Source organism: Emticicia sp. 17c (genome assembly GCF_037153985.1).
GTDB lineage: Bacteria > Bacteroidota > Bacteroidia > Cytophagales > Spirosomataceae > Emticicia.
On record NZ_JBBAYI010000004.1, the window covers coordinates 15,215 to 30,205 of the forward strand.

General features: G+C 41.8%; 12 protein-coding genes. 9 read left to right on the forward strand and 3 right to left on the reverse strand.

Annotated elements, in window-relative coordinates; all coding sequences use genetic code 11:
* Positions 1-5: 5 nt before the first annotated feature.
* Both rnr and WAA15_RS09820 read left to right on the forward strand, forming a co-directional pair.
* Complete coding sequence (rnr, locus tag WAA15_RS09815; protein WP_337042561.1) at positions 6-2,450, forward strand: ribonuclease R; 2,445 nt, start codon at positions 6-8, stop codon at positions 2,448-2,450.
* A gap of 5 nt (positions 2,451-2,455) precedes the next feature.
* Positions 2,456-4,246 carry an acyl-CoA dehydrogenase gene (locus WAA15_RS09820; RefSeq protein WP_337042562.1) on the forward strand — a complete coding sequence of 597 codons (1,791 nt, stop codon included), beginning with the start codon at positions 2,456-2,458 and terminating at the stop codon, positions 4,244-4,246.
* Between the two features lie 49 nt (positions 4,247-4,295).
* Here the strand turns inward: WAA15_RS09820 and WAA15_RS09825 are convergent, their stop codons facing one another.
* Positions 4,296-4,712, reverse strand: a complete 417-nt coding sequence (locus WAA15_RS09825; RefSeq protein WP_337042563.1) for a DoxX family protein — start codon at positions 4,710-4,712, stop codon at positions 4,296-4,298.
* A 190-nt stretch (positions 4,713-4,902) separates the two neighbouring features.
* Here WAA15_RS09825 and WAA15_RS09830 point away from each other — a divergent pair, with 190 nt between their 5' ends.
* Positions 4,903-5,355 carry a hypothetical protein gene (locus tag WAA15_RS09830; protein ID WP_337042564.1) on the forward strand — a complete coding sequence of 151 codons (453 nt, stop codon included), beginning with the start codon at positions 4,903-4,905 and terminating at the stop codon, positions 5,353-5,355.
* Positions 5,356-5,520: 165 nt separating this feature from the next.
* Here WAA15_RS09830 and WAA15_RS09835 read toward each other — a convergent pair whose 3' ends face one another.
* Entirely contained in the window at positions 5,521-6,255 is a 735-nt protein-coding gene (locus tag WAA15_RS09835) for an outer membrane beta-barrel protein (protein WP_337042565.1), read from the reverse strand.
* A 270-nt stretch (positions 6,256-6,525) separates the two neighbouring features.
* Entirely contained in the window at positions 6,526-7,542 is a 1,017-nt protein-coding gene (gene murB, locus WAA15_RS09840) for a UDP-N-acetylmuramate dehydrogenase (RefSeq protein ID WP_337042566.1), read from the reverse strand.
* A 571-nt stretch (positions 7,543-8,113) separates the two neighbouring features.
* Here murB and sucD point away from each other — a divergent pair.
* From sucD to porL, 6 genes are all read left to right on the forward strand, one after another.
* Positions 8,114-8,989, forward strand: coding sequence for a succinate--CoA ligase subunit alpha (sucD, locus tag WAA15_RS09845; protein ID WP_337042567.1), 876 nt, complete (start codon positions 8,114-8,116; stop codon positions 8,987-8,989).
* A gap of 86 nt (positions 8,990-9,075) precedes the next feature.
* On the forward strand, positions 9,076-10,230 hold the full coding sequence (locus tag WAA15_RS09850) for a DUF4271 domain-containing protein (protein WP_337042568.1): 1,155 nt from the start codon (positions 9,076-9,078) through the stop codon (positions 10,228-10,230).
* Between the two features lie 86 nt (positions 10,231-10,316).
* Positions 10,317-11,102 carry a uroporphyrinogen-III synthase gene (locus WAA15_RS09855; protein ID WP_337042569.1) on the forward strand — a complete coding sequence of 262 codons (786 nt, stop codon included), beginning with the start codon at positions 10,317-10,319 and terminating at the stop codon, positions 11,100-11,102.
* Positions 11,103-11,230: 128 nt separating this feature from the next.
* Positions 11,231-12,181, forward strand: a complete 951-nt coding sequence (locus WAA15_RS09860) for a PorP/SprF family type IX secretion system membrane protein (protein WP_337042570.1) — start codon at positions 11,231-11,233, stop codon at positions 12,179-12,181.
* Between the two features lie 613 nt (positions 12,182-12,794).
* Complete coding sequence (gene porK, locus WAA15_RS09865; RefSeq protein ID WP_337042571.1) at positions 12,795-13,877, forward strand: type IX secretion system lipoprotein PorK/GldK; 1,083 nt, start codon at positions 12,795-12,797, stop codon at positions 13,875-13,877.
* A 229-nt stretch (positions 13,878-14,106) separates the two neighbouring features.
* Positions 14,107-14,922 (forward strand): type IX secretion system motor protein PorL/GldL, encoded by an 816-nt coding sequence (gene porL, locus WAA15_RS09870; protein ID WP_337042572.1) that lies wholly within the window; start codon positions 14,107-14,109, stop codon positions 14,920-14,922.
* Positions 14,923-14,991 lie beyond the last annotated feature (69 nt).

Sequence of the window (14,991 nt, forward strand, 5' to 3'; positions counted from 1 at the left end):
AGGCTTTGTTTCAGGCAAAGTATGCACCTGATTATTCAACCAAACCAGATAATAAAATAATTGGCGAAGATATTTCGCCACACAACAAAATGGCAAAAAACAGACATCAATCATATTATGACCAACAAAAAGCCGAAATTCTGGCTTTTTTATCGGTCAACGCCACACAGCCCTTTTCCATGCAAGACCTCTTCCAGCATTATGACATCCATAACAAGCAGGAGAAACGTCTTTTCGGTATGGTCATAGAAGACCTCGTGCAGGAAGGAAAAGTGTATCAGGTAGATAAAGGTAAATATACCGTTGACGAAAACGCAAATGCCGTGGTGGGTCGCCTCGACCACGTAAACCCACGTTTTGGGTTTGTCCGACACGACGAAAACAAGCCCGACATCTGGGTAAGTGCCGATGACCTGAACGGGGCTATCGATGGCGATTTAGTAAAAGTAGCCACCTTTGGCGAGTTCTACCGCAGAGGCGAAAACCCCGAAGGCAGGGTTATTGAAGTACTTGAGAGAGGCAGAAGCGAGGTAGTTGGTAAAATACAGACTTTTGGCAACTATGCCCTCCTGAAACCTGACCACAAGAACCTGCATGAAGATATTTTTATTCCGAAAGATAAAATAAACGGAGCTACTAAAAACGACCTCGTTATTGTAAAAATCATTACCTACCCAACCAACGTGCAGCAAGCCGTGGGTGAAGTAATTGAAATCTTAGGAAAAGCCGGAGAAAATAACGCCGAAATGCACGCTATTCTGGCCGAGTTTGGTTTGCCCATAAAATTCCCGAAAGAAATTGAGGAAGAAGCCGAAGGAATTTCGGAAGTAATTGAAGAAAGCGAAATAAAGAAAAGACGCGATTTTAGAAATACGCTCACCTTTACGATTGACCCGCACGATGCGAAAGACTTTGACGACGCCCTGAGTTTCAGAGAATTAGAAAATGGCAATTACGAAGTAGGCGTACATATAGCCGACGTAACCCACTACGTAAGGTTAGGTACAAGGCTTGAAGAAGAAGCCCTGAACCGTGCAACCTCGGTGTATCTGGTCGACAGAACCATCCCGATGCTGCCCGAAAAGCTATCTAATAACCTTTGCTCGCTTCGCCCGAACGAAGATAAACTTACGTTCTCGGCCGTTTTTGAAATGACCCACGATGCCCGCATCGTATCGGAGTGGTTTGGGCGTACCATTATTCACTCCGACAAAAGATTTACTTACGAAGAAGCACAAGAAGTGCTTGAAAAACTCGAAGAAGAAGTCTGGAACGACGAAATCGGCCGTCAGTATGGGAAACCTTTACAGACCCTGAACCAACTGGCAAAAATTCTGAAAAAAGAACGTTTCAAGAAAGGGGCTATCAATTTTGAAACCAACGAAGTAAAATTCAGGCTCGATGCCGACGGCAAACCGCTGGGCGTGGTACTGAAAATAAGAAAAGATTCGCACAAACTCATCGAGGAGTTTATGTTACTGGCTAATAAAAAAGTAGCCGAGTTTGTGTTTAATATAGGCAAAAAGAAAGGTAAGGAAACCGACGAACAAGAAGTAGGCAACACCATGATTTATCGGGTGCATGAGCCGCCTAACCCTGAAAAACTGGCTAATTTTGCCAATTTTGTGGCTCGTTTTGGCTTCACTATCAAGACCGACAGCGAAAAGGGCCTCTCAACCACCATGAACAACATGATGGAGGAGGTAGAAGGCACCGCCGTACAGAACGTGCTTGAACAACTGGCCGTGCGTACCATGTCGAAAGCACGGTATACGACCGAGCCACTGGGGCATTTTGGGCTGGCCTTTGAGCATTATAGCCACTTTACGTCGCCTATCCGCCGATACCCCGACATGATGGCGCACCGCTTGTTGCAGCATTACCTCGACAAGAAAAAAGCCCCAAGTCAGGAAGAATACGAAAAGAAAGCCAAGCATTCGTCGGACCGCGAGAAACTGGCCGCCGAAGCCGAACGCGCTTCTATTAAATACAAGCAGGTCGAATTCATGAGCCTGCAAGACCAACAGACCGTGTTCGACGGCGTGGTAACAGGTGTAACCGACTTCGGAGTTTTTGTAGAAATAACCGCTACCAATTGCGAAGGAATGGTTCGGCTGGCCGATTTGAATGACGATTTCTATGAACTCGACAAAGAAAATTACAGGGTAGTAGGCAAACGTACGGGCAGGGTAATTAACTTTGGCGAAGCCGTAAAGGTTCGTGTAAAAGCTACCGACCTTGAGCGCCGCAGCATGGACCTTGAGCTGGTAAATATTGCTGGCAAAGCCTTTAAATCCAGTTCAGGAATGGCTGCCAAACGCGACAAAAACGGCTCGCGTTCGCGTAACAGAAGTCGCAATTCTGGCGGCAGGAATGGTTCAGGCAACGGGCGAGCAGACAAAAAACCTACCCAAAACAGTGAGACCAAAAGCAAACGGAGACGAAGATAAACCCTATGTTCTTTTCAAAGCGTAATATTCAGTTTAACCTGTACGAAGTGCTTCAGAGTGAGGCACTTACCCAATATGAGTACTTTCAGGACCACACGCGTGAGTCGTTCGATATGGTACTTGATGCCGCCCAGCAGATTGCAGAAAAAATGCTGCATCCGCTATTAATCGAAATGGACAGAAAAGAGCCACAACTGGTTGATGGTAAAATCAGGGTGCATCCGGGTATGAAAGCCATTGTGCAGCAATTCGGGCAGGACGGCTGGATAAACGCCGGTTTCTCTTACAACGAAGGAGGGCAGCAATTGCCCGTTACGATATTAAATGCCGCCGCATTCATTTTTCAGGCGGCTAATTATTCGGCTAGTGTATTCCCTTTTCTTACGACCGGAGCCGCCAATCTCATTCGCAGCTTTGGAGCGCAGCCACTCATTGATACTTATACACCTAAAATGTATTCGGGCGAGTGGCAGGGAACCATGGCACTTACCGAACCTAACGCCGGCAGTTCGTTATCTGATATTACTACATCGGCCGAGCCAACATCTGAAGAAGGCGTTTATAAAATCAAAGGCCAGAAGATTTTCATCTCCTGCGGAGACCACGATGTCTGCGAAAATGTAGTCCATCTGATGCTGGCAAAAATCAAAGGCGGGCCACTCGGAGCCAAAGGTATTTCTTTGTTTGTAGTGCCGCGGCAAAGACCCGATGCCAACGGGAATCTAACTCCTAACGATGTCATCACCGCAGGCGTTTATCATAAAATGGGTTATAAAGGCGCGCCTATTGCTCATTTAATGATAGGCTCGAACGATGCCTGCGAGGGGTATCTGGTTGGTGAAGCCCACAAGGGCCTGAGCTATATGTTCCAGATGATGAACGAAGCCCGCATAGGCGTAGGTATCAATGCCACAGCTATTGGCACAGCGGCTTATTATGCTTCGCTGGCTTATGCCAAAGAACGCCCTCAAGGACGCAAAATCACAGAAAAAGACCCCTCAAAGCCACAAACGAGTATCATTAACCACGCCGATGTGAAACGGATGCTACTGTTTCAGAAAGCAGTGGTTGAAGGAGCCTTTTCGTTATTGATGTATTGTAGCCATCTGGCCGATGTTGCCCACGTAGCCGAAGGTGAAACTAGTACAAACGCTCATTTGTTGCTCGATTTGCTCACACCTATTGCCAAATCGTATCCTTCTGAAATGTGCTGCCTTTCAACAAGTGCTGCCGTGCAGATTCTGGGTGGAGCAGGCTACACAACCGACTTTCCGGTAGAACAATACTACCGCGAAGCCCGCATTCATCCTATTCATGAAGGTACAACGGGCATTCATGGGCTTGATTTACTAGGCAGAAAAATTACCATGCAACAAGGCAAAGCCGCGCAGCTTTTCTTTGCAGAAGTTTCAAACACCATAACCGATGCCTCTGGTATTGAGGCACTCAGCCCACTGGCCGTGCAACTGCAAAAAGTGTTAGGGCAGGCGCAGCAACTCACGGGGTATTTACTGGGGCTGGCGCAGAAAGGTAACACCGAAAAGTACCTGTCTGATGCCACACTTTACCTCGAACTGTTCGGCCTTGTAACCATTGCATGGCAATGGCTTAAACAAGCCGTTGTGGCGCAGCAGCAACTGGCAGGCGCACATACAGCTGATAAAGACTTCTATCAGGGGAAAATCCTGACGGCCCGCTATTTTTATGAATACGAACTTGTAAAGGCAGCATCTTTGATAAAACGCCTGTCGAGTACCGACGAAGTTACCATTGAAATGCAGGCCGACTGGTTTTAAAACCATTGGCCTGATTTACACGCTTTTGCCTTTTATTGGGTAAGGTATGTTAGCCGTGCAGCGAAAAAAGGTAAATACCAAAAACCATCAATAAAAAATAACTTACTAATGAGGCCGCTCCGGCGTAGTCTTTGGCAATACGTTGGCCTGTAAAAAGGCATAGGATTGACAAAGCGGCTAATTCCAGCCCTAAAATGGCAAAATCGGCTTGGCCTTCTACAAAATAATATACACCTCCCAAAAAACTCAGGATTCCCGCCGATACTTCCAGAATCAGGATAACAACAAATAAAATAGAGGAAACACCACTCAGAAAAGTTTTGGCAAAAACACTCTGGATGTACGATTTATTTCCGCCAAAATCAAAAACTTTGTCAAAACCAGATTGCAGAAAAAGCACACCAGCAAACAAAGAAATAGCTACCTGAATAAGTTTAAGTAAGGTATGGTCAAATATAGGGCTCATATTATCTGAAGTTTTTTCTGGCAAATATAGAAAAACCCGTGCATTAAACCAGTATCTCAACAACCTCAATCTAATTATTACGACCTATGGTGCCATGAGTTTCTGGCTTTTTGCCTAAAGAAACAGAATAATATTTTGAAATGACTGAGATAAAAACAAATTTTGCCGTAAAATCGAAATAATATTTTATATGTACTATCCTATACCCACCACTCAGAAAGAATTTGATTACCTTGTTGAAGGTTTTCAGACCAGAACCTTACCAGCCCGCGAATGGACGCACGAAGCACACCTGATAACAGGCTTGTGGCACGTATCGCAATTAGGTTATGCCGAAGCCCTGTCGGCACTACGCAAAAATATTCGACTTTACAATGAAGCTACGGGCGGCATGAACACCGATACAAGCGGGTATCATGATACCATCACGGTTTTTTGGGTGTGGCTCCTGAATGAGTTCTGGGGTCGATACGCTACCAACGGGCAAACCTTTGAACAGGTATGCAACCAGTTTTTGCAAAGTAAATACAGCCATAGAAACAACGCCTTGATTTTTTATACCAAAGATTTCCTTTTCTCGAAAGAAGCGCGCTTATCTTATGCCGAGCCAGATATCCAAAGCCTTGATTTTGAAAAAATCTGACCCATTGGTAATTCCGTGCGTTAACCGCATTGAACCTTATTGTATAAACGTTAAAGGTGGCGGCATAAAAAAATCTGACAGCCCTGAACTATTCCGCAGGGCTGTCAGATTCAACATTAAAAACTAAATCTCTTAATTTATTTACTAATTTACTATTCAGCACTTTTACAAACGAATCCCGAACATAATGGCGTTGCCATTCACTCCATTGTTATCTTTAAAGATAGGAGTCATTTGATAACGGGCAAAAAGTGTGAAATTCTTACGGCCAATTTCGGCAGCAAACCCATAGTGGAATTTGCTCATGTTAAAAGCTCCGTGGTCGCGTTTGGTACCATTTTCGCCTTTGGTTTTAGTGTAGCTGTCAATTCTGGCACCACCATAAGCACCTAAGCCCAATATCCATTTGCTTTCTTTAAACCCAAATTGTAACATTACAGGAATATTAAAGTTGGTAACCACCAATTTAGATTTCTCTAAAGATTCTTTTACCTCTACAAAATCAGTTCCTACGGCTTTGCTTGCTAAAGTAATGTTGTCTTTAAACATATAGTTGTTCCAAGCAAACTCAAAACCAGTACCCATGGCTACGTCTACATTGTTGCCGGTAATTAACCGATGGTTTTTCTTCCAGCTTAAAGCAATAAACCGAGAGTTGAAATTATCTAATTCAGGTAAATTTTGTGTTTCGTAGGTATTCAAGCCCAAATACAAACCGAAGTCTCTGCGCGAAAACATATTACGTTTTCCATCTTTTCTTTCGTAGTGTTCGTAGTTATCTTCGTTGTTATATTCTTTGTCTTTTGAAGTACCGAAGTGGTCTTCGTCTTGTGCCTTAGCTCCGAAATTAACAGCCATGGCAATGCTTAAAGCGGCGATTGTTTTAACAAGCGTTTTCATAATTGTAATCGTTTAATGGTATAAGCTAATTGTTATATTTAGAAAAACTGCCGCGGAGTTTTTAAAAAGTCTTTTTTGTTGCTTTTCGTAAACAAGATGCAGAAACTTGGCAAGAGGGTTGCGTAGAAATAAAAAAAATTTTTAAGCAATTATAAAAGGCAGAAAAAAGCCTGTCAGCGGCTATATTTATGGATGAAAAAATAAAAATAGCTGCCATGTTCTAGCAGCTATTATAATAGTATAGGAAGAAAAAACACTACCTGAATTTGCTTATACAAAATTTACCTCAGCAGAAAGCTGAATGCCGAATTTTTCACGGATAGATTCCTGAATTTTCTGTGAGAGTTCTTTTATTTCGTTTCCCTTACCACCACCGAAATTCACCAGAACCAATGCCTGTTTGGCGTGTACGCCTATTTGCCCAAACCGCTGGCCTTTCCAGCCTGCCTGTTCAATCAGCCATCCGGCCGGAACCTTCACGGTATATTCATTAACAGGGTAGGAGGGCATAGCAGGGTATTGTGCTTTCAGCGCATCAAACTGAGCTTTCGGAATTTCAGGATTTTTGAAAAAACTTCCGGCATTGCCAATTTCGGCCGGATTCGGCAGCTTACTCTGGCGGATACTGATAACCGCATCGCTAATGGCTTTAATACTGAGGTCTTCAACGGCCATACTTTTCAGGGTTTCCTGAATGGCTCCATACTCAACATGAAAAACAGGGGTTTTGCTAAGTTTAAACGTAACATTCACAATAATGTATTGCCCTTTGGCTTCATGTTTAAAGATACTTTCCCGATACCCGAACTGGCATTCTTCCTTCGTGAAAACCCTTATTTGCCCCGTTTTTATTTCCAGTGCTTCAAGGCTTTCAAAAACCTCTTTAATTTCAATACCATAAGCCCCTATATTCTGCATAGGAGCCGCTCCGACGGTTCCCGGAATAAGCGATAAATTCTCGACACCCGCATAATTATGATTCACGCAATAAATAACCAGTTCGTGCCAAACCTCACCTGCGCCAACCTTTAGCCATATCTGCTCCGTATCTTCCTGAAGTGTTTCAATACCTTTAATAGAAATCTTGATAACGATTCCCTCAAAATCTTTTGTCAGTAATAAATTACTGCCACCGCCCAGAATCAGCCGTTCGAGGTCTTTGTAATCAGGGTCTTGCAGAATTTCCCGTAGCTGGTCAATACTGCCAACTTCCACAAAATATTTAGCCGTGGCATCAATTCCGAAAGTATTATAAGGCTTAAGCGATACGTTAGTTTGTACCTTCATACTGTGAAGACAAAAGAAAAATGAATAAATACAGAAGTCACAAAGGTAGTGCTTTTTAAAAAAAGTAAAGCAAAGTGTGTATTGAAATTATAGAAAACCCACCCTTGTACAATGGCACTACTTTACAAAAGCGGAGGTAAGGCAGGGGCTACGAATATTTTTTATTTTTTTCTTCTCAGTCTCCTATTTTTTATAAAAAACATTCTATATTTGCCACGTCTATTCAAGCTTACTCTTAATGTGTTTGTTTTCATATCTATCGTTTCAACCCTACCTGTAAAACTTTAATTCAACATGATTTTTGGTTTATCGGGGCTTCATCTACTCAGAGAATTATAGAAAACACAAGAGTTTAAAATTTTAACACATATTATTTGCTGTGTAATTGATTGATTAACAGAGAATTATGTTTTTCTGTGCTGATAGGGGCGTTTTTGATTTAAAAAAACCTTTGCACTTTTCTCATTTCAAGCTACTTTTACGTAAAAATGAGAAAAGTACAAGTTTGTACACCTGAACAATCTCTAATTTTGAATGTAAAAAATCTACTAATCATCTAATCAGTGATATAATGAGCGTTCTAGTTAATAAAAACTCTAAAATAATTGTACAAGGTTTCACTGGCTCAGAAGGAACTTTCCATGCCGGACAAATGATAGAATACGGTACTAATGTAGTAGGTGGTGTAACTCCTGGTAAAGGCGGACAACTACATTTAGACAAACCAGTTTTTAACACAGTTGAACAAGCAGTATTAGCTACGGGAGCCGATGTGTCAATTATTTTTGTGCCGCCGGCTTTTGCCGCAGACGCTATCATGGAAGCCGCCGATGCAGGTATTAAAGTAATTGTTTGTATTACTGAAGGTATTCCTACCAAAGACATGGTGGTAGCTAAATCATATATTCAAGGTAAAAATGTTCGTTTAATTGGCCCTAACTGCCCAGGTATTATTACAGCCGAAGAATGTAAAGTAGGTATTATGCCGGGCTTTATCTTCAAAAAAGGAACCATCGGTGTGGTATCAAAATCAGGTACGCTTACTTATGAAGCCGTTGACCAACTTACCAAAGCAGGTTTAGGCCAGACAACCGCTATCGGTATCGGTGGTGACCCTATCATTGGTACTACAACCAAAGAAGCCGTTGAATTACTAATGAACGACCCTGAAACAGAGGGGATTGTCATGATTGGCGAAATTGGTGGAGGTATGGAAGCAGAAGCCGCTCACTGGATTAAAGAACACGGAACTAAACCAGTTGTTGGGTTTATAGCCGGCCAAACTGCCCCTAAAGGCCGCCGTATGGGCCACGCAGGAGCCATTATTGGTGGTGCTGACGATACCGCTGCTGCCAAAATGAAAATCATGGCAGAGTGTGGTATTCATGTAGTTGCTTCTCCGGCCGACATCGGTGCAACCATGTTAAAAGCCCTTGGTAAAGCATAATTTAAAAAAAATATAGTATACCGAAGGTCAGATGTAAGAATCTGACCTTTTTTTGTTAATTTTGCGCAAAAATTCTATCAATAAGTTTGAAAAAGGCTCTTTACATATTTTTCTTACTGCTTTCTTTCAATTCATTTGCCGGAACCGTTGGTCCTAATGGAGAATATTTTCTGGTACATGATTATCATGATGATTGGCAGGTGTATAGCGACAAAATGAAGGCATACGTGCCTTATATTGCCGAGCAACACGTTAATTACCCCTCACACACAGTTTTTTGTGACATAGAAAGCAACAGAGGCTACAACTTATTGATATATGCAGAGAAAGAAGACAACTTTCTGTTTATTAATGGGTCGTTGCGTCAGAAAATCCCCGTAGATAAATGGATGGTGCTTAATATAGACAGCCTCTATAAAGCATACGAACAACCACTTATTTATATTACCCTCTATGGTTCGCCTAATATAGAAGATAAAAAACTGTTGCTGGCGTACAAACGAGAGTTAAATCAGAAGCCTATTGTACTGGCCGAGTCGGGCATTAAAGCACAGCCACGCACACCTACACCTTACCGCAATTACTTTGTGGTGGTATCAATGCTTATACTGGTGGTGTTTTCTTATTTATCAAATTCGTATGTAAGAGCATTTGACAGGTACTATAACCTGCGCGATTTGTTCAATACCTTAGTGCGTGACCAGTCTTTTCTGATAAACAAGCCCCTAAGCCGGATGAATATCCTGTTTATAGTTATGTTAGCCATGATAATCAGCTTTTTCTTTATGTTGCTACAAAGCAAAGGCATTTACGCCTTTGGTATGAGGGCATTTTTGCAGGAAGGCGAAACGCTGGGTGTATTGGCTTCAAACTACTTCCGTATCTGTCTGGCGGTGTTTATGTTGCTTATTTTCAAATATTTTTATATCAGCCTGATAGGGCAATTATTTAACCTCGAAAAAGTTGTCGACCTGCACTATTTCAAGCTCGTTCAGGCGTCAATTATTTTCTTTACTGGCTTGGTAGTAGTACTTTTAGTGCTGTTTCTGGAGTACTTCCCGAAAGACTTTAACTGGACCACCTACCTGTTTACACCAGTAATTTTTTTCTATGTAATCAGGTTCATTATCCTGTATTTTACGATAAATCGAAGTGTACCTATACAAAGTCTATATTTAATTTCGTACCTTTGCATCGTAGAATTACTACCTATTATACTCGGAGTAAGATTTGCACTCTGATATAATAAGCAGATAATAACTACATTACTGTTGACTTTAATTATTAATATCAGAATAATTTCTGTACTTGAAACCCCGCAATTTGGATGAGTGAAATGACAGATAAACTTCTTCAAGAACGCCTCCGTAAAGTTGAGAGCATTTTAGTGACTCAAGCGAGACCAACCGATGAGAAGTCTCCTTATTTTGAATTAGCCAAGAAATTTGACATCAAGGTAGACTTTCGTCCGTTTATTGAAGTTAAAGGCTTGGATCATCGCGATTTCCGCCGTCAGAAAGTTGATATCCTAGCCCATACGGCCATCATCCTGACTAGTAGAAACGCAGTAGACAATTTTTTCAGAATAGCGAAAGAACTGCGTATCGAAATACCCATCGACATGAAGTATTTCTGTATTTCAGAACAGACGGCTAACTATTTGCAGAAATACATTGTTATTAGAAAACGTAAAATCTTTGTAGGCCAAAAAACCGCGGCTGATTTGGAAGCACTAATTCTGAAACATAAGAACGAGAAATTCCTGTTTCCTTGTTCAAATATCAGAAGTAATGATATTCCTAATATCATGAACCGTAATGACCTGCATCTGACCGAGGCCATCATGTACGAAACCGTACCCGCCGATTTATCAGACCTGACAGAAGTTTTCTATGATATAATCTGTTTCTTCAGCCCTTCAGGAATTACGTCGCTCGACCACAATTTCCCGAACTGGCAGCAAAATCATACCCGTCTGGCAGCCTTCGGCCCAACAACCGCCAAAGCCATTCGTGATGCCGGATATATCCTTGATATTGAGGCTCCTTTACCGAATGCCCCATCCATGACAGGTGCGCTGGAGTTGTACATCAAAAAGGCTAATCGGATATAACACATATTCTTAGAGAATTTATTAGGCTAAACCACAAGTTTAGCCTAATTTTTTTCGTTATATTTCAGCAAATAGTATATTTGCCTATATTGCTTAAGAAAATAAGGGGGGTATCCCCGCGGCCTACTATGAAAAAAGTTTACATTGTGATATTATCTTTGGCATTGTTTACGGCATCTGCACAACAGGATGCGCACTTTGGCCACTATTATTTCAATCAATTGTTTTTTAATCCGGCTACGGCGGGTTCAGAAAACGTTACGCGTTTTCAGGCCATTTACAGAACACAGTACACAGGCTACCAAAGCACTTTTGATGATGGTGGTGCGCCAGTATCGCAGGTAATATCGGCTAATGTTCCATTAAAAATGATAAAAAGTGGCGTGGGTCTTACATTCGTTAACGATAAGGTAGGCGCAAGCACACAAAGAGATTTCAAATTATCGTATGCCTACCATATTCCCTTAGGGGGCAGCCAGTTGGCTATCGGAGCCAATGGCGGTTTTTATTCGAGAGGTATTGATTACGGCCGTTTACGCCCACGTGATGAGAACGACCCCCTTCTTGGCTCAGGCAGAGTAAGCCAGACAGCCTTCGATGTAGGGGTAGGGGCGTATCTGTATAGCCCAACCTATTCGCTGGGCTTATCGGTTAACCACCTCACAGAACCCAGATTCGGGTTGGCAAGTACCAATGCCACCAATGTATTACAACGGAGTGCTTACCTGAGCGGTAGTATGTTATTCGGGGTTTCTTATATGATTGATATAAGCCCCATGTTTATTGTGGAGTCGAACATAAGTAACATGAGTATTACTACTTTTTCGGCTGGAGCCATTGCTACCTATGACAACACCTACTGGCTGGGAGGAAGCTATCGGATGGGTGATGCCGTAACGGCTATGTTGGGAGCCAATATTCTGGGCGGAAGCCTGCGCGTAGGTTATGCCATAGATATTGTAGTAACGGGTACGTCGGGCAAAAGTAGTACCTCGCATGAAGTTATGTTAAGTTATGCGTTGTCGGCCTTACGAGCAGGTAAAAAATCGATTATCCGTACGCCTCGATACAGATATTAAAAAACGCTTGGCCTGCCCGCCACGGAATACCATTCCGTGATACCGCCGTGCAAACCATTTTTATTGGAGAAAAAACGGGCTTAATCAGAAAAAATAAACTGTTAGCAAAAAATAATACATATTATTTGCCAGAAGTTTGTAATTTAGCTACCCAATAGCGCGTTAACATAATTAGGAAAAAAATATCAGGTGTTAACAAACAAAAGAAGCTAAGCTAAAGTTGATATGAGAAAAAATTCAGTGTGATAAAACACATGAAGTCAGGAAATGCTATTAGTGAAGAAATAAATAAAATCTTCCGATGCTGACAACGCTCAATTTGTTGTTTTGGCACAATTTATGCCGTTTAATAATAAAAAGCGTCTTACCTTCCCTTTTCTTGAACAATGAACAAAATACCAGCAGAGCCAATAAAAAGGTCAGGCTTATTTCAGTAGTACAGAAAAATAAGATTTTTTGGCTTAATAATTGCTATGCTAAATGGAGAGTTACCCGAAAAATCCAATTTTTTTTATAACTTTGTGTGTTAATACAATAATATTTTCGCACCTCACGTTTTTACGATAAATAGAGTAAGTACCCCAAAATATAGATTATTAACTTGTTTTACGCTATGAACAAGCAAATGCTTAAGACCTTATTTAAAAGTCTGTTAATCGTTGCCCCAATTATTATGATGCAAGGTTGTGGTTCCAAGAATCCAATCGGCAACCTATTCAATAAGAAAAAGGACGGTAATAAAGAAGCTGGAATGGATGGTATCCGCAACGGGCAAATCAACGCATTTGCGCGTAAAGGATATAAGCAGGTCTCACCTGACGGTATGGTTTTGATTCCATCTGGGTCATTGATGATGGGTCAGGCAGACGAAGACGTGATGTCGGCACGTGTATCAATGAACAAACGAGTAACGATTGTGCCATTCTATATGGACGACACAGAAATTACCAACCATGAGTATCGCCAGTTTATGAATCGCATGATGGAAGATTCGGTATCAACACTTGGTGAACAATTCATTATGTCAGAGCTTTATCCTGACACATTGGTTTGGACACGAGACTTTGCCTATCATAATGGTGACCAGATGACAGAGAACTACTACTCATCACCAGCATTTGATATGTATCCGGTTGTAGGCGTAAGCTGGGATGCCGCCCAATACTTCTGTAAATGGCGCACACAGTTATACAATACTTATCTTGCAGAACACAAAGCGTATCGCTCGCCACGCTTCCGTTTGCCTTCAGAAGCAGAATGGGAATGGGCTGCACGCGGTGGAAAAGAAGGTGCAAAATATCCATGGGGGAACCCCTACGTAGCCAATGGTAAAGGATGCTTTCTGGCTAACTTCAAACCATATCGTGGAAACTACCGCGCCGATGGCTACCCTTACACGGCCCCAGCCAATGCCTTTAACGTAAACGATTACGGGCTATATAACATGGCAGGGAACGTAGCCGAATGGTGTCAGGATGCCTACGCAGAATCATATATGCCAATTACATGGGACTTGAATCCGGTATATAACGACGACAACGAACCAAGAAAAGTAATCAAAGGAGGTTCGTGGAAAGATGTGGCTTACTTCCTTGAAACAGGTACCAATACCTACGAATATCGTAACGAACGACGCTCTTATATCGGCTTCCGTTGTGTAATGGACCGCCTAGGAAGCGTTCCGGGTAGAGAATAAAAAACCTTATCAATTGCGAAGTATGAAGCACAAGTGTTCTCTGATGAATACTTATCTTCATGTTTCGCAATTTTTTAATGTATATTCAGTTAATTAAGATACAAAATCATTGCATACATAAAATTTGTTGCTTTATTTTTTTTATTAAAACAGCAAACCCTTTATTTAGTATTTGAATAACCTTTTTATTTAACACAATAAACAAAACACTCTTAATTTATTTAAACAAATGGCAGCAAAGAATAATACGAACTTCTTTTGGGACAAACTAGTACCTACAATTTACGCATTGGGAGCAGCGGTTGTAATTTTGGGTGCAATGGGTAAAATCATGCACTATGAAGCGCTAGCATTCATGCTTCCCATCGGATTAGGAACAGAAGCGTTTATATTTATCTTATATGCAATACAATCATTCCTTTTCCCACCAGTAGAATACCAATGGGAAAAAGCATATCCAGAACTAGCTGATGACTATCAGGGCGAATTGCCAACAAGAAGAAATGTAGTGTCTACACAAGGCGCAGGTTTAACTGCAAAAATGGATGATATGCTGGCTAACGCCAGAATTAGTCCTGACATTTTCGATAACCTCAAATCAGGAATCCAAAGCCTGACAGGGCAAGTAGCGAAGATGTCAGACCTGAGCGATGCCGCAGCCGCTACCAGTGAGTATGCCAAAAATGTAAAGGCAGCGTCGACTCAGGTAACAGCCATGAACAACGCTTACGGAACAGCCGTAAACGCCATGACAAGCATGGCCGATGCTACCAAAGATGCACAGGAATACCGCGCACAATTTACCAAAATTACCCAGACAATGGGCGCGCTTAATGCCGTATACGAACTAGAATTGCAAGATACCGACAAGCACCTGAAGGCAATGAACGCATTTTATAGCAACCTTACCAATGCTATGCAAGATATGGCTGAAGCATCGAAAGAAACGCAACAGTTTAAATCAGAAATGACCAAATTGACCAACAACCTTAGCTCGTTGAATAACGTTTATGGCAGCATGCTTTCTGCCATGAGAGGCAATTAATCAATCGGTTTAGTTATCATTCACGTAATGAATGATAAAAAACAATTAAGTTAAAGAAATTTACTAACC

Coding starts and splice junctions, on each gene's coding strand:
- sucD (WP_337042567.1), top strand. CDS start 8,114: ATGAGCGTTCTAGTTAATAAAAACTCTAAAATAATTGTACAAGGTTTC.
- porL (WP_337042572.1), top strand. CDS start 14,107: ATGGCAGCAAAGAATAATACGAACTTCTTTTGGGACAAACTAGTACCT.
- murB (WP_337042566.1), bottom strand. CDS start 7,542: ATGAAGGTACAAACTAACGTATCGCTTAAGCCTTATAATACTTTCGGA.
- WAA15_RS09835 (WP_337042565.1), bottom strand. CDS start 6,255: ATGAAAACGCTTGTTAAAACAATCGCCGCTTTAAGCATTGCCATGGCT.
- WAA15_RS09825 (WP_337042563.1), bottom strand. CDS start 4,712: ATGAGCCCTATATTTGACCATACCTTACTTAAACTTATTCAGGTAGCT.
- WAA15_RS09820 (WP_337042562.1), top strand. CDS start 2,456: ATGTTCTTTTCAAAGCGTAATATTCAGTTTAACCTGTACGAAGTGCTT.
- WAA15_RS09855 (WP_337042569.1), top strand. CDS start 10,317: ATGAGTGAAATGACAGATAAACTTCTTCAAGAACGCCTCCGTAAAGTT.
- porK (WP_337042571.1), top strand. CDS start 12,795: ATGAACAAGCAAATGCTTAAGACCTTATTTAAAAGTCTGTTAATCGTT.
- WAA15_RS09830 (WP_337042564.1), top strand. CDS start 4,903: ATGTACTATCCTATACCCACCACTCAGAAAGAATTTGATTACCTTGTT.
- WAA15_RS09860 (WP_337042570.1), top strand. CDS start 11,231: ATGAAAAAAGTTTACATTGTGATATTATCTTTGGCATTGTTTACGGCA.